This window comes from Streptomyces canus (genome assembly GCF_030815415.1).
In the GTDB taxonomy this organism is placed as follows: Bacteria; Actinomycetota; Actinomycetes; order Streptomycetales; family Streptomycetaceae; genus Streptomyces; species Streptomyces canus_F.
Genome location: NZ_JAUSWW010000001.1, coordinates 5,506,210 through 5,526,511, shown reverse-complemented (window position 1 = coordinate 5,526,511; position 20,302 = coordinate 5,506,210). Strand labels below are relative to the sequence as shown.

At 69.6% G+C, this 20,302-nt stretch carries 22 protein-coding genes; 9 read left to right on the top strand and 13 right to left on the bottom strand.

Annotated elements, in window-relative coordinates; all coding sequences use genetic code 11:
• Nucleotides 1-3 precede the first annotated feature (3 nt).
• The 3 genes from QF037_RS25685 (at nt 4) to QF037_RS25675 (ending at nt 3,656) form a co-directional block, all read left to right on the top strand.
• The gene (locus tag QF037_RS25685) at nt 4-798 is read left to right on the top strand and encodes a class I SAM-dependent methyltransferase (protein WP_307029014.1); all 795 of its coding nucleotides are present in this window, start codon (nt 4-6) and stop codon (nt 796-798) included.
• Nucleotides 799-990: 192 nt separating this feature from the next.
• Nucleotides 991-2,070, top strand: coding sequence for a C40 family peptidase (locus QF037_RS25680; protein ID WP_307037368.1), 1,080 nt, complete (start codon nt 991-993; stop codon nt 2,068-2,070).
• A 281-nt stretch (nt 2,071-2,351) separates the two neighbouring features.
• Nucleotides 2,352-3,656 carry a PP2C family protein-serine/threonine phosphatase gene (locus QF037_RS25675; RefSeq protein ID WP_307029012.1) on the top strand — a complete coding sequence of 435 codons (1,305 nt, stop codon included), beginning with the start codon at nt 2,352-2,354 and terminating at the stop codon, nt 3,654-3,656.
• A gap of 126 nt (nt 3,657-3,782) precedes the next feature.
• Here QF037_RS25675 and QF037_RS25670 read toward each other — a convergent pair whose 3' ends face one another.
• From QF037_RS25670 to QF037_RS25660, 3 genes are all read right to left on the bottom strand, one after another.
• On the bottom strand, nt 3,783-4,115 hold the full coding sequence (locus QF037_RS25670; protein WP_373463970.1) for a DUF2516 family protein: 333 nt from the start codon (nt 4,113-4,115) through the stop codon (nt 3,783-3,785).
• Nucleotides 4,116-4,229: 114 nt separating this feature from the next.
• Nucleotides 4,230-4,883 (bottom strand): hypothetical protein, encoded by a 654-nt coding sequence (locus QF037_RS25665; protein ID WP_307029010.1) that lies wholly within the window; start codon nt 4,881-4,883, stop codon nt 4,230-4,232.
• Nucleotides 4,884-4,948: 65 nt separating this feature from the next.
• Entirely contained in the window at nt 4,949-5,488 is a 540-nt protein-coding gene (locus QF037_RS25660; RefSeq protein WP_307029008.1) for a helix-turn-helix domain-containing protein, read from the bottom strand.
• Between the two features lie 101 nt (nt 5,489-5,589).
• Between QF037_RS25660 and QF037_RS25655 the strand changes: the two genes are divergently transcribed.
• Nucleotides 5,590-6,333 carry a VOC family protein gene (locus tag QF037_RS25655; protein ID WP_307029006.1) on the top strand — a complete coding sequence of 248 codons (744 nt, stop codon included), beginning with the start codon at nt 5,590-5,592 and terminating at the stop codon, nt 6,331-6,333.
• A gap of 87 nt (nt 6,334-6,420) precedes the next feature.
• Here the strand turns inward: QF037_RS25655 and QF037_RS25650 are convergent, their stop codons facing one another.
• Nucleotides 6,421-7,008, bottom strand: a complete 588-nt coding sequence (locus QF037_RS25650; RefSeq protein WP_307029004.1) for a TetR/AcrR family transcriptional regulator — start codon at nt 7,006-7,008, stop codon at nt 6,421-6,423.
• A 100-nt stretch (nt 7,009-7,108) separates the two neighbouring features.
• Here QF037_RS25650 and QF037_RS25645 point away from each other — a divergent pair, with 100 nt between their 5' ends.
• Together QF037_RS25645 and QF037_RS25640 are read left to right on the top strand one after the other, a co-directional pair.
• Entirely contained in the window at nt 7,109-7,534 is a 426-nt protein-coding gene (locus QF037_RS25645) for a nuclear transport factor 2 family protein (RefSeq protein WP_307029002.1), read from the top strand.
• 79 nt (nt 7,535-7,613) lie between these two features.
• A complete protein-coding gene (locus QF037_RS25640) occupies nt 7,614-8,207 on the top strand; it encodes a DinB family protein (RefSeq protein ID WP_307029000.1) in 594 nt (197 codons plus the stop codon).
• Nucleotides 8,208-8,309: 102 nt separating this feature from the next.
• Here the strand turns inward: QF037_RS25640 and QF037_RS25635 are convergent, their stop codons facing one another.
• Nucleotides 8,310-8,648 carry a winged helix-turn-helix transcriptional regulator gene (locus QF037_RS25635; protein WP_307028998.1) on the bottom strand — a complete coding sequence of 113 codons (339 nt, stop codon included), beginning with the start codon at nt 8,646-8,648 and terminating at the stop codon, nt 8,310-8,312.
• A gap of 67 nt (nt 8,649-8,715) precedes the next feature.
• Here QF037_RS25635 and QF037_RS25630 point away from each other — a divergent pair, with 67 nt between their 5' ends.
• Nucleotides 8,716-9,594 carry an NAD(P)-dependent oxidoreductase gene (locus tag QF037_RS25630; protein ID WP_307028996.1) on the top strand — a complete coding sequence of 293 codons (879 nt, stop codon included), beginning with the start codon at nt 8,716-8,718 and terminating at the stop codon, nt 9,592-9,594.
• A gap of 9 nt (nt 9,595-9,603) precedes the next feature.
• Here QF037_RS25630 and QF037_RS25625 read toward each other — a convergent pair whose 3' ends face one another.
• Entirely contained in the window at nt 9,604-10,083 is a 480-nt protein-coding gene (locus QF037_RS25625; RefSeq protein WP_307028995.1) for an HAD domain-containing protein, read from the bottom strand.
• Nucleotides 10,084-10,304: 221 nt separating this feature from the next.
• On the opposite strand from QF037_RS25625, the gene QF037_RS25620 reads away from it, so the two are divergent.
• The gene (locus tag QF037_RS25620; protein WP_307028993.1) at nt 10,305-11,144 is read left to right on the top strand and encodes a nitroreductase/quinone reductase family protein; all 840 of its coding nucleotides are present in this window, start codon (nt 10,305-10,307) and stop codon (nt 11,142-11,144) included.
• 30 nt (nt 11,145-11,174) lie between these two features.
• On the opposite strand, the gene QF037_RS25615 is transcribed toward QF037_RS25620, so the two are convergent.
• The 5 genes from QF037_RS25615 to QF037_RS25595 form a co-directional block, all read right to left on the bottom strand.
• The gene (locus tag QF037_RS25615; protein ID WP_307028991.1) at nt 11,175-13,196 is read right to left on the bottom strand and encodes a HelD family protein; all 2,022 of its coding nucleotides are present in this window, start codon (nt 13,194-13,196) and stop codon (nt 11,175-11,177) included.
• A 55-nt stretch (nt 13,197-13,251) separates the two neighbouring features.
• Nucleotides 13,252-13,863: a TetR/AcrR family transcriptional regulator gene (locus QF037_RS25610; RefSeq protein ID WP_307028989.1), complete on the bottom strand. Its 612-nt coding sequence runs from the start codon at nt 13,861-13,863 to the stop codon at nt 13,252-13,254.
• A gap of 34 nt (nt 13,864-13,897) precedes the next feature.
• On the bottom strand, nt 13,898-14,812 hold the full coding sequence (locus tag QF037_RS25605) for a hypothetical protein (RefSeq protein WP_307028987.1): 915 nt from the start codon (nt 14,810-14,812) through the stop codon (nt 13,898-13,900).
• A 44-nt stretch (nt 14,813-14,856) separates the two neighbouring features.
• The gene (locus QF037_RS25600; RefSeq protein WP_307028985.1) at nt 14,857-17,088 is read right to left on the bottom strand and encodes an aminoglycoside phosphotransferase family protein; all 2,232 of its coding nucleotides are present in this window, start codon (nt 17,086-17,088) and stop codon (nt 14,857-14,859) included.
• 179 nt (nt 17,089-17,267) lie between these two features.
• Nucleotides 17,268-18,176, bottom strand: a complete 909-nt coding sequence (locus QF037_RS25595; RefSeq protein ID WP_307028983.1) for a GntR family transcriptional regulator — start codon at nt 18,174-18,176, stop codon at nt 17,268-17,270.
• Nucleotides 18,177-18,369: 193 nt separating this feature from the next.
• On the opposite strand from QF037_RS25595, the gene QF037_RS25590 reads away from it, so the two are divergent.
• The gene (locus QF037_RS25590; protein ID WP_307028981.1) at nt 18,370-18,585 is read left to right on the top strand and encodes a hypothetical protein; all 216 of its coding nucleotides are present in this window, start codon (nt 18,370-18,372) and stop codon (nt 18,583-18,585) included.
• Here QF037_RS25590 and QF037_RS25585 read toward each other — a convergent pair.
• Together QF037_RS25585 and QF037_RS25580 are read right to left on the bottom strand one after the other, a co-directional pair.
• The gene (locus tag QF037_RS25585; RefSeq protein ID WP_307028979.1) at nt 18,576-19,295 is read right to left on the bottom strand and encodes an HAD family hydrolase; all 720 of its coding nucleotides are present in this window, start codon (nt 19,293-19,295) and stop codon (nt 18,576-18,578) included. The genes QF037_RS25590 and QF037_RS25585 overlap by 10 nt on opposite strands.
• Before the next feature lie 29 nt (nt 19,296-19,324).
• On the bottom strand, nt 19,325-20,203 hold the full coding sequence (locus tag QF037_RS25580) for a GntR family transcriptional regulator (RefSeq protein ID WP_307028977.1): 879 nt from the start codon (nt 20,201-20,203) through the stop codon (nt 19,325-19,327).
• Nucleotides 20,204-20,302 lie beyond the last annotated feature (99 nt).

The window sequence follows — 20,302 nt, the reverse complement described above, 5'->3', positions numbered from 1 at the left end:
GGCATGACATCCCGCGCCACCACCCGCCCTGTGGGCACAGTGACGCGCGGAACCACCAACCCCAACCGGCTGCGCCGTATGGACCGCTGGATCACCGCGGTCCACGGGCCCGGGCTGCGGCGGACCGACGACCCCCTCGCCATCGATCTCGGGTACGGGGCCGCCCCCTGGACCGCCGTCGAGCTGTTGCAGCGTCTGCGAACCGTCGCGCCACGCGCGCGTGTCGTAGGCGTGGAGATCGAGCCCGCCCGGGTCGCGGCCGCGAAGCCGTACGAGCGGGAGGGACTCGAGTTCCGGCACGGCGGCTTCGAGGTGCCGGTCCGGTCGCGGCCGATGCTCATCCGGGCCGCCAATGTGCTGCGGCAGTACGAGGAGGGCGAGGTCGCCGAGGTGTGGGCGCGGCTGTGTGCGCGGCTCGCGCCGGGCGGGCTGCTCGTCGAGGGGACGTGTGACGAGATCGGGCGGCGGCATGTGTGGGTCGCGCTCGGACCGGAGGGGCCGCGGACGGTCACCTTCGCGACCCGGCTGGGCTCCCTGGAACGGCCGTCCGACCTCGCCGAGCGACTCCCGAAAGCCCTCATCCACCGCAATGTCCCGGGCGAGCCCGTGCACGCCTTCCTCCGTGACTTCGACCGCGCCTGGGCCGCCGCCGCGCCCTACGCCTCGTACGGCGCCCGCCAGCGCTGGATCCGCGCGGTGCGGGATCTGACCGCCGACTGGCCTGTGACCGATGCGCCGGTGCGGTGGCGTCAGGGGGAAGTCACCGTGGCGTGGGGGGCGTTGGCTCCGCGCGGGTGAACCTCGCCCGTCCGTCTGACCTGCGGGGAACGATCTCCGTGAGTCGTTCGTCACAATGGCGGGGAGATCGTCATAGGGCGGGTGGATCAGGGGGATGGACGTCGTACTGCCTCTGTCGTTTTCTGTCAGGACATGGCACGATCCCCGGGCGTCCGTAAGTTACTGACGGTAAATCAGGTGGGGGGCTGGGGTATGGGTGCGGGCAAGCGCGGGCTGGTGACGGCTGCTGTGACCGTGGTCTGTGCGGTCACGGTGCTCGCGGCGCCGGGCACGGCGTTCGCCAGCCCGAGTCCCAGTCCCAGTCCCACGCCTTCGGCATCCGCCACCGCCGGGACCACCAAGGACCTCGAGGCCGTACGCAAGAAGCTGGACGACCTCTATCACGCCGCCGCCGTCGCCACGGACGAGTACAACGCCGCCGAGGAAGCCGCCGACCAGCAGTCGGCCGCGATCGTGGCGCTGGCGAAGAAGATCGTCAAGGGCAAGGAGAAGCTGGCGGAGCTGGAGAAGCGCGCGGGCGACTCGGCCGCCGCCCAGTACCGCAGCGGCGGACTGCCCGACGAGGCACAGCTGATGCTCAGCGACGATCCGCAGCAGTTCCTCAACGGTGCGGGCCGGATTCTGCAGGGCCAGCGCGCCACCAAGGGCCTCATCGCGGAAATGACCCGCACCCAGGAGGACTTGGAGCAGTACGCCAAGGACGCCTCCGCGCAGTGGAACAAGCTCGAGGCCAACCGGAAGACGAAGGCCGCCGCCAAGAAGAAGGTCAAGAAGCAGATCGCGGCGGCCGAGGAGCTCGAGTCCCAGCTGGAGAAGGAGGAGAAGGAGCGCCTCGCCCGGCTGGAGCAGCAGGCCGCCTATCAGGCGCAGACCGCCTGGCTGGACTCCGGGATCCTCGACGAGATCAACGGCAAGGCGTCCGCCCAGGGCAAGAAGGCCGTGGAGTACGCGAGCGCCCAGCTAGGCAAGCCCTACGAATGGGGCGCCGAGGGACCGGGCTCGTACGACTGCTCGGGGCTGACCTCGCAGGCCTGGGCCAGTGCCGGGCAGGCCATTCCGCGGACCTCGCAGCAGCAGTGGAAGCAGCTGAAGCATGTGGACGTCGCGGAGATGCGGCCCGGCGACCTCATCATCTACAACGCCGATGCCAGCCATGTCGCGATGTACATAGGCGACGGCGCGATCATCCACGCCCCGCGGCCCGGGCGGACGGTGACCATCGCCGGGGCGGGCTCCATGCCGATCCTGGCGGTCGTGCGGCCGGACGCCTGACGCACGGGTAGAGGGGTTCGCGGGCCCCTGAGACCGGGGTCACGTGACGCACCGCACGCCGACGAGCTCCCAAACCCGGCGCCGACGTGACGTTCGTCATTCCCGCACCTCGGGCGGGGTGTCCAACTGCGGTACGGAACGCGGCATATGACAGCGGCCGCCTGCCGAGCCGGGTGCCGTACACCATTCCGTTGCGGCGCCGAGTACCGCTATGGTCCCCGTCGGTGGGTCGAGGTCCCTCGCCCCACCATGCCCTCGGGGGGAGGGAAGGACCCAAGACGATGCCCGTACCCGTACCGCGGCAGAGAGCGATCCCGGCCGTGGAAAGTGGTCAGGCGCCGGCCGCAACCGCAAGTGGCGGCCCTTCAAGGGAAGAGGCCCCGCGCACGGACGGCACGTTCGAGAAGCACAACGGCACGACTCATCTGACGCTGCTGGTGATCGAGGACGATCCCGGTGGCTCGACGCTCGTGCCGGAGCTCCTCGACGCCGCCGGCAACCCCATCCGCGTCCGCACCGCCCGCAACCTCACCGAGGCCGAGCGGCTGCTCACCGACGACGTCCACTGCATCCTGCTGGACCTCGCCCTGCCCGCCCCCGTGCGCGGCGGTGACGACGAGCTCGCCGTGCTCAAGCACGTACTGGAGCTCGCACCCCGGCACGCCGTGCTCGCCCTCACCACCTCCGGCGACGCCGAGCGCGGCACGGAAGCCGTACGCGTGGGCGCCCAGGACTATCTCTTCCGGGACGAACTGGACAGCCGGCTGCTGAGCCGGGCGATCCGCTACGCCGTCGAGAGGAAACGTTCCGACACGGCCGAGCGGAGGCTCGCCGAGGGCCGGCTGCGGGCGCAGGAAAACCGCCGCCTGGAGCGGGGGCTGCTGCCCACACCGCTACTGGAGGGCTCCTCGCTGCGGTTCGCCGCGCGTTACCGGCCGGGGCGTTCGCGTGCGCTCCTCGGCGGCGACTTCTACGACGTCGTCCGCACTCCCGACGGCACGGTGCACGCCATGATCGGCGACGTCTGCGGGCACGGGCCCGACGAGGCGGCGCTCGGCGTGGAGCTGCGGATCGCGTGGCGGGCGCTGACCCTGGCGGGGCTGTGCGGGGACGAACTGCTCGGCACCTTGCAGCAGGTCCTGGAGCACGAACGGTCCGACGACGAGATCTTCGCGACGCTGTGCACGGTGGACATCGCGCCGGACGGGCGCCGGGCGGGGCTGTGCCTCGCGGGACACCCGGCGCCGTTGGTCGCGCGGCCGGGACGGCCGGCACGGCTGCTGCCGTACGACAACAACGGGCCGGCGCTCGGGCTGCTGCCCGGTGCCCGGTGGCCGCGGATGCAGGTGGAGCTGGGGCGGGAGTGGAGTCTGATGCTCTACACCGACGGGCTGATCGAGGGGCGGGTCGGGGTCGGCAAGGAGCGGCTCGGTCAGGACGGCATGGTGGAGATGGTCCGCCGGCAGCTGTCCGAAGGGCTGCAGGGGGAAGCGTTGCTGCGGGCGGCCGTCAGCGAGGTGCGGGAGTTGAACGGTGGCGAGCTGACGGATGACGTGGCTGTGCTGCTGCTTGATCGGACCGGGTGAGGTGGGACGGGGGCCCGCCGTTGTGGGTTCCTGTCGTTTGCCGGGTGCGGGTCCGATGTGGTTGCTCGCGCCCACGCGGCGGGAGCCGCAAATCGATACAGCCCCGCGCCCCTTACGGGGCGCTTTTCACCTGCCGCCGTTCCACGGGCCGTACGGGCCGTCGCTGCTGCTGCCGCCGCGGCCCCTGCCTCCGCCTCCCGACACCTGGCGGAGTGCCGGGCGTACGTCGACGAAGAAGACGATCGAGGCGACCAGGCCCGCGAGTTGCAGGAAGAGCATCGGTACGAGGAGGTTCACCGCGACCGCGACGCCGAGGATGATCAGCCAGAAGCCCTTGTTGTTCTTGCTGGCCGCGCGGTACGCGTCCTCACGGAACAGGGCGGCCATCACGAAGGCCACCACCGCGAATCCCAGCATCGCGAGGTAGAGAATCCACATCAACCCCGCGAACCCCTGCATCAGCACAACGCCCACCACCTGACTCGGATCGTCGTTACGCGGTCACCGTACCCGTAGAACGGGCCGGGCACCCCAGGGGTGCCCGGCCCGTCGTACCGGTACCGGCCGCCTCGCCTACTTCGCGGGCGGGGTCGTCTTCTTGGCGGTGGTCTTCTTCGCCGGGGTCGTCTTCTTGGCGGCGGTGGTCTTCTTCGCCGGTGCGGTCGCGGCGGCCGGGGCCTCGGCGGGCTTCGGCTCTTCCTTGACCTCGACGGGCTCGGCCTTGGGCTCGACGGCCACGGCCAGCTCCTCGATCTCCTCGGCAGCCTCGCCACGCCAGGTCTTCACGGCCTGCTCGCCGTGCTCGGCGACCTTCTCGTAGGTCTCGCGGGCCTTCACGGCGTACTCGGCGGCGACGCCGACGCCACGCAGGGCGATGTCCTGGGCGCTCTCGCCGAACTTCTTCAGGTCGGCGTCGATGGTGGTGCCGAGCTTCTTGATGTCGCCGTCCAGGGTCGCGATGAACTCGCCGACCTTGGCCTGGAGGGACTCCTGCGCCTCCTTGGCCTTGGCGCCGGCCTCCTTGGCACGGGCGGCGGCCTTCTCCTGCACGGCCTTCGGGTCGGTGCCGCGCACGGCCTCGATACGGGCCGGGGCCTCGGCGCGCAGCTGCTCGACGATGCCGGGCACCTTCTTGGCCTCCTGGAGGGCGAGGTCACCGGCGCCGGCGAGGAAGTAGAGCGGGGTGGGGTCCGAAACGGCCTTGCGGATGTCGTCGGTGATGGCCATGGTGATGGTCCTCCCGGATCGCTTTCGTGTGAGGGTTTTGGTTCCGCGCTCGGTCAGCCGGTGTCTCAACTGGCCGTCTGCTGCGGGCCGGCGTCGCTGCCGTCGGTCGCACGGGGGGCCGTGCTCTTCTTGCGGGTACGGCGCTTGGCAGTGCCCCGGGCTTCTTCGCCCGGGATGTCTGCCGGTACGTCGACCGTGGTGGCCTCCGCCGCGGGAGCGGGTGCCCCCTGTGAGCCGGTCTCCTCAGTGTCGGTCCCGAATCCGTTCTCCTTGCGGAAGGACTCGTAGATCTGGAGCAGCACCTGCTTCTGCCGCTCGTTGAGCGTCGGGTCGGCGATGATGACGGCACGCGTCTCCACCTCGTCCCGGTCGCGCTCGGCGTCGAGGATGCCGGCACGGACGTACAGCGTCTCGGCGGAGATCCGCAGCGCCTTGGCGACCTGCTGCAGCACCTCCGCGCTCGGCTTGCGCAGCCCGCGCTCTATCTGGCTCAGATACGGATTGGACACCCCGGCGGCGTCGGCGAGCTGCCTGAGCGAGAGCTGGGCGTTTCGCCGCTGCTCGCGCAGGTACTCACCGAGATTGCCGACGTTGAGCGATGCCATGGCCCCACTGTGCCTCACCCTTGCTAACTATTGCAAGCAGGCGCTTGCAAAAGTGCTCCACGCCACGTGATCCGGCGGAGCGGGTGCATAGGATCGTCCGCATGGCACTGCGACCTGTTCAGCTGAACATCAAGGCTGTCGACGGCCCGGCGGTCGGCCGGTTCTGGGCCCAGGCGCTCGGCTGGAACCTTTTCCGACCCGGCGTGACCACCTACGTCGGACCCTCCGCCGAACTCGTCTGGCCGGACCCCCTCGGCGTAGGCATCGACATCGTGCCGGTTCCCGAACCCAAGACGGCGACGAAGAACCGTGTGCACCTCGATCTCGCCTCCACTTCCGCGGCCCATCAGGCGGAGTTGGTCGCGCGTCTGAAGGCGCTCGGTGCGACCCCCGTAGACGTGGGCCAGGGCGACGGCGTGCCGTTCACGGTCCTCGCCGATCCGGAGGGCAACGAGTTCTGTGTGCTGGAGCCCCGGGAGATCCACCGGGACACCGGACCGATCGCCGTGATGGTGGTCGACTGCGCGGATCCGCGGGCCATGGCCCGGTTCTGGGGTGAGGCGGTGGACTGGCCGCTGCACGAGGTGACCGACGACCATGCACTGTTCCGCTCCCCCGAGGGTGTCGGCCCGTATCTCGAGTTCCTCCGCACGCCCGACGTGAAGACCGTGCCGGACCGTATCCATCTCGACCTGCTGCCGTACCCCGGTGACGACAAGGAGGCGGAGGTGGCCCGGCTGCGGGCCCTCGGCGCCGTCGACCTCGACCTCGGCCAGGGCGATGTGCCGTGGACGTGTCTGACCGACCCGGAGGGGCACGAGTTCTGCGTCCTCGCCCCGTCCTGAGACGGCACGGCCCGCAGGTGCGGAGCAGGATCAGCTCGTTATGGCTTGCAGGTGCGGGGCGGGATCAGCTCGCGTCACCCACCGGCGTCAACCCGTCTGCCCCGACTGCCCCGTCAGCGCCTTGACCGCCGGCCGCAGAAGTGCCGCGACGCGCTCGGGCGGGGCGTCATGGAGGGCGGGCAGGTCGAGGAGCTGATGCCCGATGGTGACGCCCAGGAGAGTGGTGACGATCAGGGCGGCGCGCAGTTCGGGGTCCCCGGCCCTCGGCAGGGCGGCGGCGACGCCGTCGATCTGCCGGGCGAGGGCGGCGCGGGCGTGGTCGGCCGCGGCCGGGTCGGTGAGCATGGAGCGCATCATCGCCAGCGTGCCCTCGGGCAGACCGCCGAGCTTGAGGCCGAGCGTGGCGATGAGTTGATCGACCAGCGCGTCGGTGTCGGCGGGTGCCGGTGACACGGGCAGCGCCTGCACCGCCTGCGAGAACAGCTCGCGCTTCGAACCGAAATACTGCATGACCAGGGCCGGGTCCACACCCGCCGCGGCCGCCACCGCACGGATGGTGGTGCGGTCGAAGCCCTTCTCCGCGAACAGCTCCCGGGCACTGTCGAGGATGCGCGCCTCGGTGGCCCGACGGCGGTCGGCGCGGGACCGATGGGGCGAGGAGGGGGACGTAGGCATCAATTGACTCTACAGCCGTTGACCGAACCACCCCGCCGTCTTTACGGTAATTGGGTCAACGACTGTTGAGTGAAGGTCCCGTACGACTGGGGTGGTCACCATGTCCGAACCGCAGGTCCCCGTCCTCCGCACCCCGCGCGAGGTGCTAGCCCGCTACTACCGGGCCATGGTCGACAAGTCCGCGGACGACCTCGCCGACCTGTACGCCGTGGACGCGGTGCACGAGTTCCCGTTCGCCGTCCCCGGCTTCCCGCCTCGCTACGACGGGCGCGAGGCCGTACGTGCGGGGTACCGGGTGGCCTGGGGCGGAAGTCCCGCCCGCGTGGACGAGATCAGGAAGGTCGCGGCCTACGAGTCCGCCGAACCCGGCGTGATCGTCGCCGAGCATGTCGTGGTGGGGTCGGTGCCGCCCGGGCGCAGCTCCTTCACCGTCCCCGGCCTGCTCGTACTCCATGTCCACGACGGACTGATCACGCGGGCGCGCGACTACATGGACGCTTCAGGGGTAGCCGGCGCCCGCGGTTGAGCGCCCGGGACGGCCCTCCACCCGGCCGCTCATGCGAAAAGCGGTGCGCGAAGATCGCCCGCGTCACAGACTGGCACGCATGACCGAAACGGATCCCAAAGACATCCTCCGCTTCTACCTCCAGTCCGCCCGCGACGCCCTCCTCTGGAAGCTCGACGGGGTCTCCGAGTACGGCGTCCGCCGCCCCCTGACACCGACCGGAACCAACCTCCTGGGGCTGGTGAAGCACGCGGCCGGCGTGGAGTTGGGGTATCTGGGCGACACCTTCGGGCGTCCGTCCGGGGAGCGACTGCCCTGGCTCGACACCGCCGCCGAGGCCAACGGCGACATGTGGGCCACCGCCGACGAGTCGCGCGAGGACATCGTGGGCCTGTACCGCCGGGCATGGGCGCACGCGGACGCGACGCTCGACGCGCTCGCCCTGGACACCGTGGGCAGGGTGCCGTGGTGGCCGGACGGCAAGGACGAGGTCACGCTGCATCACGCGATGGTCCGCGTGATCGCCGACACGCACCGGCACGCCGGACACGCCGACATCCTCCGGGAGCTCATGGACGGTGCCGTCGGGATGAACCAGGGCAACGACAGCATGGCCTCGCAGGACCCGGCCTGGTGGGAGGCCTACCGGGAGCGGCTGGAGCGTGCGGCTCGGGAGGCCGACCGGATGAGCTGACCACGTACCCACAAAAAAGTGCGTACTTGGCAGCGGGACCGGGTGGATCAGAAGCTGGTCACGAAGGGCCGGCGAAGGAAAGGGGATCGGAAACCGGAGGGATCAGGAAGCGGCCTGCTTCTCCATGTGGCGGTGGCCCCAGTCGGACAACGGGGCCAGCAGCTCGGAGAGTTCACGGCCGAAGGCGGTCAGGGAGTAGACCGTCTTGAGCGGCAGGACGTCGTGCACCTCCCGGTGCACAAGACCGTCCGCCTCCATCGAGCGCAGCGCCTGGGTCAGCACCTTCTCGCTGAGGCCCGGCAGTTGCCTGCGCAGCTCACCGGGCCGTTGCGGACCGGCCTCCAGCAGCCACAGCAGCGAGGTCTTCCACTTGCCGTCGATCACCGTGATCGCGGCGGTCACTCCGCAGGTGTTCATGTCCAGGACGCGCGCGCAGCCCATCTCCGCTCCCCTTCGTCGTCATTTCTAACGGCCTGCCAATGGCCTCTGTTCCCAAGGGAGTTGCAGCATGCCCAAACCCTCTTCCGTCACCGTCCTCGGCCTGGGCCCGATGGGCCGCGCGCTGGCCGGTGCCTTCCTGGACGCCGGTCTGCGGACCACGGTCTGGAACCGCACCCCGGGCCGGGACCTCGACCTCAAGGAGCGCGGGGCGATCAGCGCCGCCTCGGCCGCCGACGCGGTCGCCGCGAGCCCACTGACGGTCGTCTGCGTCGTCAACTACGACGCCGCCGACACCTTCCTGCGTACGGAACCCGTCACCGACGCCCTCAAGGGCCGTACCGTCGTGAACTTCTCCAGCGACTCCCCCGACCGCGCCCGCCGCGCCGCCGACTGGGCCGCCGAGCACGGCATCCGCTATCTGGACGGCGCGATCATGACGCCGATCACGACCATCGGCACGCCCCACGCCGTCTTCCTGCACAGCGGCCCCGAGGACCTCTACGCCGAGCACCGCCCCGCCCTGGACGCGCTGGGCGGCACCCACACCCACCTCGGCGCGGACTCCGGCCGGGCCGCCGCCTACGACATCGCCCTGCTCGACATCTTCTGGACGGCCACCGCGGGCTACGTCCACGCCCTCGCGCTGGCCCGAGCCGAGGGCATCACCGCCCGCGAACTGGCCCCCTTCGCCCAGGGCATCGGCGCGATCCTGCCGCCGCTGTTCGCCGAGTGGGCGGACGACATCGACGAGGGCACCTACTCCGGCGAGGGCAACCCGCTGACGTCGTCGGTCTCCTCGATGGCCCACATCGTCCACACCGCCGAGGCACACGGCATCGACTCGGCCGTACTGCGCGCCGCCGAGGGCCAGGCCCGCCGCGCCGTCGGTCTGGGCCACGGCACGGACGGCATCACCCGGCTGACCGAGCTGCTGGGCCGCCGCTGATCCGGTGCGCTACGACCGCGGGGACCTGAGCCAGTCCGCTACGACCGTGAAGTCCGCGTCGGTGATCCCGTACCGGTGATCGACACGGTGAAGCAGGGCCGGTGCGGGATGGCGATCCGCCACCCACGCACGGTCCGCCGGACCGATCTCGTCGTCGACCCAGACGAAGGGCCGCCCGGCCGCCCGGGCGAGGAGGGGCAGCGTCTTCCAGTGCAGGACGCCGTCCTCCTCCCCGGCCGGGTCCGGCCAGTCCACGGCCGGCAGCGGGGGCAGCCCGAGCCAGGGGGCGAGGAGGTCATTGGCGTCCTCCGTCGCCCAGGTCGTGGCCCATACGAGCTCGCAGCCCAACTCCGTGAGCCGCGGCCCCAGGCCGGGATCGACGCGGGTCAGCAGGGGATGTCCGGCGGCCGCCGGACCGCCGTGGACCGGATACGGCCGCGAGGATCCGAACGGCAGGATCGTCCCGTCGATGTCGAGAAAGAGAATCATCGGCAGCCAGCATGCACCGCCCGCGCCCGCGTGCACCGATATTCGGTGGCGCCGTCCATGACCGCGGGACTACCGTCCCTCCCATGACTGCCGGGTTTGCGGCCACGCGCCGCGCGACAGTTGGGTACCCGGCCTCCGAGTGAGGCCGGTGCGGACCAGAGGTCCGCCTCCTTCTCTTCGCCCTCGCCTCCCGGAGACCAGCGACGAAGAGAAAGAAGAGAATGCCCAACGACTTCAACCAGCCGATCATCGACGAGTTCCGGGCCAACAACGGCCGCGTCGGCGGCATGTTCGAAGGTGCCCGGCTGCTCCTGCTGACCACCACCGGCGCCCGCACCGGCACCCCGCACACCACCCCCCTCGGCTACCTCCCCGACGGCGGCGACCGCGTCCTGGTCATCGCCTCCGCGGGCGGCTCCCCCAGACACCCGGCCTGGTATCACAACCTCCGCACGAACCCCCAAGTGACCGTCGAGAGCGGCGCGTTCACCTACGAGGCCCGGGCCGTCGTCCTGGAGGGCGAGGAACGGGACCGGTCGTTCGCGCGGGCGGTGGAGACGGAGCCGGGCTGGGCGGCGTACCAGGAGAAGGCCGGCGACCGGGTGATCCCGATGGTCGCCCTGTACGAGAACGCGGCACCCGGTCCGCTGAACATCCGGGCCGGCTCCATGGGCGAGGCCATCAAACTCGTCCACGACAACTTCCGCCACGAACTCGCCCTGATCCGCGAGGAGCTGCGCAAGAACACCGGCTCGACCCTCGGCGCCCAGCTCCGCGTCAACTGCCTCACCTTCTGTCAGGGCATCCACAACCACCACACCGGCGAGGACCAGGGCCTGTTCCCCTTCCTCGCCGGCCGGCACCCCGAAGCCGCCCCCGCGCTGGCCCGCCTGGGCAAGGAGCACGAGCGGATCGCCGCGCTGGTGGAGGAGCTGAAGCAGGTGGTGTGGACGGCGACCGAGCCCGCCACGGCCCAGGCGGAGGTCGAACGGCTCGCGGCCGAACTGGAGGCCCATCTGACGTACGAGGAGGAGCAGTTGATCCCTCTGCTGGGCGGCTGAGGCCCTTTCACAGGGGGCCGCGGCCGTCCGTCACAGGGGCAGCGGCCGTCCGTGCACCACCTCCAGCCCCGACACCGCCCGCGTGAGCACCACGTACAGCCGGTGCAGCCCCCGCTCCTCAGCCTCGGCGATCGCCGCGGGCTCGACGGCGACGACATGGTCGTACTCGAGCCCCTTGACCGCCGTCGCCGGTACGAGGGTCACGCGGGCGCCCAGGTCGTCGGGGCCCGCGGTGTCGAGGCCCGCGGCATGGAGGGCCGCTCGCACCCGGGGCACGTCCGCGTCGGCGGCGACAACCCCTATCGACCCCTCCCTCAGGAGCGCGTCGCGCACGGCGGCCACGACCGCGCCGGGCACGTCGTCCCCGGCCTCCCGGATCCGCAACTCCCCGTCCCGGCGCAGGGATCGCGAGGCCGGGACATCGACATCCAGCCGCTCCAGGAGCCGGTTGGCCAGGCCTACGACGGCCTCGGGCACCCGGAATCCGGTGGTGAGCGGCACGACGGCGGCGTCCGGGCGGCCGAGGTGTGCGAGCTGGTCGGACCAGGTCCGCGCCGCCCACGGCGTGGTGCCCTGCGCCAGGTCCCCCAGCACGGTCAGCGACCCGAAGGAGGCCCGCCGGGCGATGGCCCGGCACTCCATCGGGGAGAGGTCCTGGGCCTCGTCGACCACGACATGACCGTATGCCTCGGGATGTTCGATCAGCCCGTCGGCCTCGTCGAGGAGCACGAGGTCGGCGGCCGACCAGCGTGCCGACTTCCACGACCGCGGCGGCTTGTCCCACAGCAGCGCCTTCTGCTCCTCGGCGTCCAGCACCCCGTCCGCGGCCCGCTCCAACGCCCCGGGATCCGTGAGGAGTTCGGCGACGACCTCCTCCGGCCGCACACGGGGCCACACGGCATCGACGTACCCGCTGATCGCCCGCGCCCGCTCGATCCTGCGCACCCAGGAGTTCGGCACCGGCCCCTCGCGCCGCTCGGCCTGCGCCCGGACGTACGCCACGACCCGCGCCCGGACCCGCTCCCGCCCGACACCGTACGGCGGCTCCTCGGCCCGCACCCCCGCCACGATCCGCACCAGCTCACCGGCCGGCACCCGCCACCGGTACGACCCGTCGGGAATCGCCAGCCCCTCGACGACCTCCGCGGACACCCGCGCGTACAGCGCCCGCCGCAGCACCTCCGCCATCCGCCCGTCGTGCTTGACGGCGGCGGCCCGCCCGTCGTCCTCACCCCTGACCGGGTGCCGCGCGATCTCCTCCTGGAGGGTGGCCTGCCGTACGCCGGTCTCGCCCAGCGCGGGCAGCACCTGGGAGATGTACGCCAGGAAGGTGCGGTTGGGACCGAGGATCAGCATGCCGCCGCGGCGGATGCGCTGCGGGTGGGTGTAGAGCAGATACGCGGCCCGGTGCAGCCCGACGGCGGTCTTGCCGGTGCCCGGGGCGCCCTGCACACACACGGAGGCGCGCAGATCTCCTCGTACGAGATCGTCCTGCTCGGGCTGGATGGTCGCGGCGATGTCCCGCATGGGCCCGACGCGGGGCCGCTCGATCTCCCGCAGCACGATGTCCCCGACCCGGTCCTCACCCGCTTCGAGATGCTCGTCCTCCAGCCCGGTGAGGTCGGCGGAGTCCCCCCGGCTGCCCGGCGCCCACCCGAACCGCCGCCGCACGGCGACGCCCTGCGGGTCGCGTGCGCCGGCCTGGTAGAAGGCGCGGGAGACGGGGGCGCGCCAGTCGACGACGAGGGGTGGGGCGGCGGGGTGCTCGCTGATCCGCAGCCGCCCGATGTGCAGGGTCTGGTGATCTGCGGACGAGTCCAGGCGCCCGAAGAACAACGGGCCCTCGGGCAGCTCCCGCATCTCCTTGGCCCGGCTGCGCAGCCGGTACCCGAGCACTTCGGCGTCGGCACCGGAGGCGGAGACGTCCTCGCCGGTGACGACCTGTTCCTGGGCGCCGTCGACCATGGCGGCGAGGGCGGCGCGGCAGGCGTCGTGGTGGGTGCGTTCGAGGTGGAGGGCGTGCTCGAGTCGGCCTGGGTCGGGTGACGTCATACGGTCGAGCGTACCGAAATAACGTAACCGAGTTAAATTTTTTACCGAGCCTCGCTTACGCCAGGTGCGGCAACCCCGCCTCCAGCAGATCGAAGGCCCGCTCGGCGGCGGCAACGGCATCCGCCCGTACGGCACCCGCGTCCTCGCCGCCGGTGACCCGCCGCCAGTTCTCCTGAGCCAGCACCCTCCGGACCACGATGATCTGCCCGGCGGCGAGTCGTGCGTCGAGATCACCGCCGAGCGCCTCGGCGAGGGCCTCCTCGGAGCGTTCGAGGTGGGCGTACATACGGGCGACGAGGGCCGGGGTGCCGTAGAGCAGGTCGTAGAAGGCGAGCACGGCGGGGTGATCACTGAGCCCGGTGATGGGATCCGACCGCTCGATCCCGTCGAGGAAGTCCCGCCGGAGCGAAACGAGCGGCGCGATGTCCGGGGCTCCCGCCACGACCCGCGCGGCCTCGTCCTCGTGATCGGCGATGCGGTGGAAGACGAGGTCTTCTTTGGTCGGGAAGTACCGGAAGAGGGTCGGCTTGGAGATCTCGGCGGCGGCGGCGATCTCGGCTACGGAGACGGCGTCGTAGCCCTTCTCCAGGAAGAGGCGGATCGCGATCTCGGAGACGGTCTCGTACATCCGCTGCTTCTTGCGCTCGCGCAGGCCGATCTCACTCATGGGACGAGCGTAGAGGGCCGGAGGAGAGCCTCGGTCACTGTGCCGGGGCCGGAGCCGGGACAGGTGCCGGCCCGCGTCGCCAGCTCGGCTGTAGCGAGAGGTTCCACAGGTCGTCCAGGTGCTTGCTCCACGTGGCGACGATGGCCCGGGCATCGTCGCCCGCGCCCCTGGACCAGACGCTGAGGTCGGTGCGGTAGCCCTTGGGGTCGTAGAACTCGGGTCCGCCGCTGCGGAGCATGCTGCGAGCCGACACGTTGTAGAGGCCGTGCAGGACTTGCTCACGGTTGAAGATGCAGACCTTCTCTCGGGGGATGCCTGGGTAGACCCGGTACTCGCACTCCGCGCTCACCCTGCCCAGCGCGTTGAGGCGGTCCTCAAGCCCTGACAGGGTCTCGTCATACTCCCGGCACTTCTCTTGCAGGCGCCCGCGGAAGTCGGGGTCGTCCACCGGTACGCCCTCCTCGCCCACACGCGACGGGACGGTCATCGACTGTCCGAAGTCCGGTATCAGCACCCTGACCGACACATGCCGGGTCGGGCCGGGGTCTTCGAGGAGTCCCTCGAGGCGGTGGAAGAGTTCGTTGCAGAGTGTCTCGCCGGTGTATCCGAGAAAGTGGATCTCCACCTCCCGAGAACGGAACGCCTCGGTCACGAAGGTCCCCAGCTCCCGCGACTCGACCTGCACCCGTGGCGGCTGCCGGAGCGTCAGGGCCAGGTCCTTGAGCGTGTCGTACAGGACATAGCCGACCAGGCTGAGCAGGGCGCCGCCGAGGAACGCCTTGTCCTCCAGGGCGTCGCCGACCGGGCGCACGAACTGGGCGGTCAGGCCGGTAGCGAAGATCGCCATCAGCAGGACGCGGATGACGATCGGTTCGTAACGGGCCTGGAAACGCCTCCAGTGCTCGCCCGCACCACCATCGGCGGATGGCCTTCTTCCCCCTGCGGACATCCCTCGCCCCTTCCCCCGCGCGTAACGAAGGGCCCGACGGCAGTTCAGACGTCCGCGGACACCCCAGCTGTCTGTGCCTCTCCATCGTCGCGGCGCATGAACGCGCGGGCAAGGTAGGGGTTTGCGGGCCTCGTCGGACGGCCCGGCAGACCCAGTGCGGCTGTGGCGTCGGCCAGGGTCCTGGAGTAAGTGTCCACCGCCCGGCGGACGTTGGGAGCCTCCAGACTGTCCGCCGTGACCAGACGATCCAGGTCCACGTAGGCCGAGCGGACGATCTCCATCCAGCGGTACACGCGCCAGTCGTCGGCCCAGCCCTTTGTGCACTCTTCCGGAAGCGAACGGGACCAACGACGGAACATCCGTTCGCGGATCTCGGAGCTCGTCGGGGTGAGACGCATATGGCGGACCAGGTCGTACAGCGGGTCGCCGATCATCGCCATCTCCCAGTCGATGAGCGTCAGGCCTCCGTCCGCCCGGCGCACCAGGTTCCAGGGGTTGAGGTCACCGTGCAGGAGCGCCGGCCGACGCAGGACCACGGCGTGGCGCCCGAGGATCTCCATCAGCCGGTGACTGCTGGGAAGTCCCAGCTCGCGTGCCACCCCCAAAGTCGCTTTGGGAAGGTCGTCCACCATGCGGACCAGCTCGTACTGCAGCTCCCAGTAGAAGTCCTGGTCGTGTATCTGCTCGAGCTCCGTGTAGTCGACTTTGCTCAGCTCGCAGAGCTGAGCCACCAGATCATCCGCCTCCTGCGGCCGCAGGCCGTTCTCAGGGTGACGCGGAGGCGTGACCCCGTCTGTCGACCCCTCGTAGGAGTGGATGGTGAACGGTTCGTCCAGACCGCTGGTGCCCAGCGCCAGCACACGGGGAGCACGTACGGCGACACGGGAACGCTCGATCGCCCTGAGCACGGCGTGCTCGTTGAGGAACCGGCGTTCCCGCGGGTTCGCCGCGCCCACCTTCCGGCGGACCATCACCGGAAAGGGGATCCCCGGAACCTCGACCGCGGTATTGAGATGTGCCGTTCCCTTGAACACACGGTCCGCCGGGGCGGCACCCTCCAGGAACAGCGCCTGGCTGACCGCCTCAGCGGGAAACTCCGGATGCGGTGGGACCCGAGGATCGTGCTTCCAGCCGACCGGGACGATGGGCCGCTCCTGGCCGGTCTGCCCGCCATGGGACTCGTTCCACCGGAAGAGCACGCGCTCGATCTCGCTCTTGTCCGGCACCTTCTTCAGTCGCAACGGTTCCTCGGCTACCCGCAGAGCCTCGTACACCGCGTTCGTCGCCGCGTCCAGGTCTCGCTGCTGGCCGGAGGAGTCAGCGAGCGAGGTCGCGGCGCGCATCACGTCCGGGTAGACCGACTGGGCGCGCTCGAAGGCGAGGTAGTGCTGCAGGTCCCGGTCGAGTCCCTCGACGGCACTGCTGTTGCGTCGGTCCATGGTTTCACGCCATGCCCCGATCACTGCCTGCCACTGGTCGGTCGGATATTGCATCCGGATCAGGTGCGTGGCGAGATCGTGCAGCGGATCGCCGTACGATGCCAGCTCCCAGTCGACGCAGATCAGGGGCGGGTCACCGTGGTAGGAGACGATGACGTTGTCCCGGTGAAGATCCGTGTGCAGGAGACTGAAGGGCCGTCTGATCAACGGCGGCACCCGCTCGGCAAACTGCGTCATGGCGTCTTCCGGGATACCCAGCATGGCGAACAGACCGCCGAACCTTCCCCAGTTCCGCCGCCGGATCTGTTCCTCCGCCGCGGCGGCGAGGGTCCGCAGATAGGCCTTGCTGTTCTTGCTGGACCGCGGCCAGAACAAGGGCAGCGGTGGCAGATGCTGCCTGGGGACCTGCGCCATGTCCGCGAACAGCCCTGCGAGAGCGGACACCAGATCGGAATCGACTCGCTTGCCGTTCGGGCAGATGCTCGAGAGCGGTACCCCCTCCACATAGCTGAGGATGGTCATGCCCTCGCGCTTGACCAGGCACTGTGGCACGTGGGGGAGATAGCGACGAATGCTGTTGAGGACCGCCCCCTCGTCCTCCCAGGTCCTGATGACCACGGGCAGCGCGGAAGGAATCGGCAGCCGCACGGTGACGGGCTGCCCCTCCTCAACACCGACCAGATTGGAGTAGCCGGTCAAGGGCCGCACCATGTAGTTGAGGTTGTGGTGTCCGCGGCCGAACGACCCCAAAGCCCGCGCATACCTCTGGAACTTCGCGTACTCGGCATCCGCCGCCCTCGGCAGAGCGCGGATACCGGGCAATGGCGGAACGCCCACGGGCCACTCCTGAATGACTGTGCGTCGCCTGCGATGTTCATGCGCCGCAAGAGAAGTGAGCACACACTAGTGCTCGTCTTCTTACACGGTTCAGCGGACTCCGGCATTCGATACCGACTTGAGAGAGATACCACCCGTCAGCGGCACGCAGTTCGACGTTCACCGGATTACGGGTGGACTCACAGACCCTCGGCCAGGAGGTCCCAGCAGGAGTCGAACCACGCCTGCATGCTCTCGATGAACACGGAGCCCGGGGCATCCGGGTCGCCCTCGTCATTGACGTGCCGGGTCAGCGTCGAGCCGAGGCCGAGCACGTCCCGGGCTTCGACCTCTGTGAGGTCGTCCAACAGAATGGTGCGCTCCACCACTTCGTACGGCCCGAACAGCGCCTCGACGCCGGGCCGCAGATAGAGCTTGAACGTCGGGGTCAGCGGCACATGCCGCACCTGCACGTCGATGTCCCCGACCAGCCCCTCGGCCTTCAGGTCGAGCAACGCGATGCGCATCGACGTCGTGTGCCGACGGGTGATCGCGCGGAGCCGCTCCTGCAACCGGTCCGGTTGGCCTGATTGCCGCTGCGGTACCTCCTCCCCCTCCGGCTTCTTGGCTCGGGGGTAGGGAAGATCGAGCGACTCCGAGGGCAGCAGCATGCGGAGCTTGATGCGCTCTGGATGGATCTCGCCGAGTCGGATGCTCTCGGCCTGGAGCCGGATATGGGCGTCCAGAGACTCAGAGGTCAGGGTGAACACGTCCAGTTGCACGATCGCCTGAGCGAAGGCCCGCTCGATGAAGGTGCCGAGAGCCGCACGCACCCGGGGCGTCTCCAGCTTGGGCGGCAGTCCCACATGGGTCGGGCTCTTCACGACACGTGATCCGCTGCCCTGCCGGGATTTGATCCAGCCCTCGCTGTTCAGTTCGCGCATGACCCGCTGCACCGTGTCGCGCGACACCCCGAATTCTTCCGCGAGTTGACGCTGCGGCGGGATCTGAGAGCCGACCGCGTACGTACCGACGGCTATCCGGGTCCGCAGCGCCGCCAGAACACGCTCGAACTCCGTCCCGCCTCCGTCGCCGCGTTCCTCGCTCACATCGCGACCGTACCGCGCCCACGACGAAGGCAAACCGCTTCCAGTCATATTGGTGGCCTGATTTGTCGGTTGGCTTATCCGGCACCGGAGCGGCAGTTAAGGGATCTCGCAGGCAGGGCACACACCAATCAAGTTAACCAGTCCAATTGGAATGGTAGTTGATCGATTCGCTGAAGTGGACGGGGTGGGGCACATGATCTTCTTCCAACTGGTGGGGACGATCCTCCAATTCGTGATCAGCCGGCTGGTGCAGACGCGACTCGGGTTCGCCGGCTCAGTTCTGCTGGCACTGGCTCCGATAGTCATACGGCTGCTGCTGCCGCGGATCCTGCGCACCATGCACTCCAGCCCGGGATGGTGGGCGGCCCTTCTCCTGCTCGCGCTGCTCGCCCTGTCCCTTCAGGCCTGACCCCGCAACACTTCCAACACCGGCTCGAAGGAATGCACCACACACGCCGCCCCCGCTTCACGCAGATGCTTGGCCTTCTCCTCGTTACGCGCGTAGCCCAGGAAGGGAACCCCAGCCTGCCGTGCGGCCTCGCCGTCTGCCGGGGAGTCGCCGATCATCAGGGCGGAGGAGGCGGCGACGCCCATCGCGCGCAGTGCTCGCTCAAGGCAATACGGGTGGGGCTTGAGCAGGCTGAGGTCCAGCGTGCGGCCGTAGATGTGCGGATCGAAACACGAGGTGAGGTCACGGTCCGCCAAGTACTCGCGGACCGTCCGCGGGGAGTTGTTCGTCGTCACGGCGAACCTGGCCCCGACCGCCAGCCAGGTGCGTATGAGCGGATCCGCGAACGCGGTGGGCATGGCCGTGCCCACCGCCTTGAGTTCCTGCTGAGTGAGTCGCTCCTCAAGCTCGGTCACCAGGTCGCTGCGTGGGTGCCGCCGGTGGACCGCGTACAGGACGGCCATCGGGTCGGGATGCTCGCGCTCCTCCTCGGTCAGCAGCCCCCTCAGGCCCTGTCCCGCGAGCCACTCGACCAGGTCCTTCGCCACGACCACCGCGGAGTGCCCCGCGAACAGCCGGCAGATGGGTCCGTCGAAGTCCCAGAGGACGACCTGTACGTCGGCGACCAGTTCCCGCAGCTTCTCGATCGCGTTCTCCGTCTCCGCTGTCACTCGTACAGTCTGCGTCGTATCAGAAGTCACTAGGAGAGTGTCAGGTCCGTCGTGATGGTTTCCCAGAGGGCGTCGAACCACTTCTGGGATTCCTCCACGAACGCCCCGTCCCGCTGGCTCGCCGCCTTCACGAAGGAGAAGAGGACGGACTGGGAGCCGAGGGCGTCGTACATCTCCAGGGTCTGGCTCTCGTACTCCTCCTCGCGCTTCTCCAGCATGTAGTAGCCGAGCAGCACTTCGTCGCTGTTGAGCAGGTACATCTTCACCGGCGGGGTGAAGGGCAGGGCGCGGAAGGTGATCCGGACGTCGATGCCGTGGGTGGAGCGGACGGCGTTGAGGTTGTACTTGAGGACGTGGGCCTGGGCGTTCCGCATCTCCAGCCACCGCTGGTGGACCGGGTCCTCGTCGGCGTCGCGGTCGATCAGTACCGGGAAGGCGAGGTTGATGTCCCGGGACGGCAGCAGGACGCGGAAGTTGATCGACTCGGGGTGGATCCTGCCCTCGTGGATCCGGCGGAGTGAGTCGCCGAGGGCCAGCATCAGGGTCTCGGAGGTGTGGCTCACGACGTCCACGCGCACGTGCTTCGCCGTGAAGGCCTCCGACAGCCGCGGCGCCAGCCCCACCATCGTCGGCTGCGGCGCCCCCCGGACCGGCGCCGGCTCCGCGATCCTCGGCGGGCTCCCCTTGCTCACATTGCTGAGCAGCCCGTCCTCCTGGAGGGCGCGCAGGGCCTGGCGGACGGCACCGCGCTCGACGCCGAACTCCTCTGCCAACTCGGCCTGGGTGGGCAGACGGTCTCCCGTCTTGAGGTCGCCCGCGCGAATACGTTCCCGCAGGATGTCGGCGATCTCCTGGGGCGAGAGCCTTCTGCTGCCGTTCACTGCAACGTTCTCCTGGGTCACGACCAAACGCTACAACTCCGATCCATCTATGGGGAGTTGTTTGGAAGTTGTTTCGGACTACGGGCCAAGTGGGGACAACTAATACTGAGATGGTTGCCAACTTAG

What these genes read in the sequence shown, in the direction of transcription:
- QF037_RS25685 (WP_307029014.1), top strand. Translation starts at nt 4, where the DNA reads ATGACATCCCGCGCCACCACCCGCCCTGTGGGCACAGTGACGCGCGGA.
- QF037_RS25680 (WP_307037368.1), top strand. Translation starts at nt 991, where the DNA reads ATGGGTGCGGGCAAGCGCGGGCTGGTGACGGCTGCTGTGACCGTGGTC.
- QF037_RS25675 (WP_307029012.1), top strand. Translation starts at nt 2,352, where the DNA reads ATGCCCGTACCCGTACCGCGGCAGAGAGCGATCCCGGCCGTGGAAAGT.
- QF037_RS25670 (WP_373463970.1), bottom strand. Translation starts at nt 4,115, where the DNA reads ATGCAGGGGTTCGCGGGGTTGATGTGGATTCTCTACCTCGCGATGCTG.
- QF037_RS25665 (WP_307029010.1), bottom strand. Translation starts at nt 4,883, where the DNA reads ATGGCCATCACCGACGACATCCGCAAGGCCGTTTCGGACCCCACCCCG.
- QF037_RS25660 (WP_307029008.1), bottom strand. Translation starts at nt 5,488, where the DNA reads ATGGCATCGCTCAACGTCGGCAATCTCGGTGAGTACCTGCGCGAGCAG.
- QF037_RS25655 (WP_307029006.1), top strand. Translation starts at nt 5,590, where the DNA reads ATGGCACTGCGACCTGTTCAGCTGAACATCAAGGCTGTCGACGGCCCG.
- QF037_RS25650 (WP_307029004.1), bottom strand. Translation starts at nt 7,008, where the DNA reads ATGCCTACGTCCCCCTCCTCGCCCCATCGGTCCCGCGCCGACCGCCGT.
- QF037_RS25645 (WP_307029002.1), top strand. Translation starts at nt 7,109, where the DNA reads ATGTCCGAACCGCAGGTCCCCGTCCTCCGCACCCCGCGCGAGGTGCTA.
- QF037_RS25640 (WP_307029000.1), top strand. Translation starts at nt 7,614, where the DNA reads ATGACCGAAACGGATCCCAAAGACATCCTCCGCTTCTACCTCCAGTCC.
- QF037_RS25635 (WP_307028998.1), bottom strand. Translation starts at nt 8,648, where the DNA reads ATGGGCTGCGCGCGCGTCCTGGACATGAACACCTGCGGAGTGACCGCC.
- QF037_RS25630 (WP_307028996.1), top strand. Translation starts at nt 8,716, where the DNA reads ATGCCCAAACCCTCTTCCGTCACCGTCCTCGGCCTGGGCCCGATGGGC.
- QF037_RS25625 (WP_307028995.1), bottom strand. Translation starts at nt 10,083, where the DNA reads ATGATTCTCTTTCTCGACATCGACGGGACGATCCTGCCGTTCGGATCC.
- QF037_RS25620 (WP_307028993.1), top strand. Translation starts at nt 10,305, where the DNA reads ATGCCCAACGACTTCAACCAGCCGATCATCGACGAGTTCCGGGCCAAC.
- QF037_RS25615 (WP_307028991.1), bottom strand. Translation starts at nt 13,196, where the DNA reads ATGACGTCACCCGACCCAGGCCGACTCGAGCACGCCCTCCACCTCGAA.
- QF037_RS25610 (WP_307028989.1), bottom strand. Translation starts at nt 13,863, where the DNA reads ATGAGTGAGATCGGCCTGCGCGAGCGCAAGAAGCAGCGGATGTACGAG.
- QF037_RS25605 (WP_307028987.1), bottom strand. Translation starts at nt 14,812, where the DNA reads ATGTCCGCAGGGGGAAGAAGGCCATCCGCCGATGGTGGTGCGGGCGAG.
- QF037_RS25590 (WP_307028981.1), top strand. Translation starts at nt 18,370, where the DNA reads ATGATCTTCTTCCAACTGGTGGGGACGATCCTCCAATTCGTGATCAGC.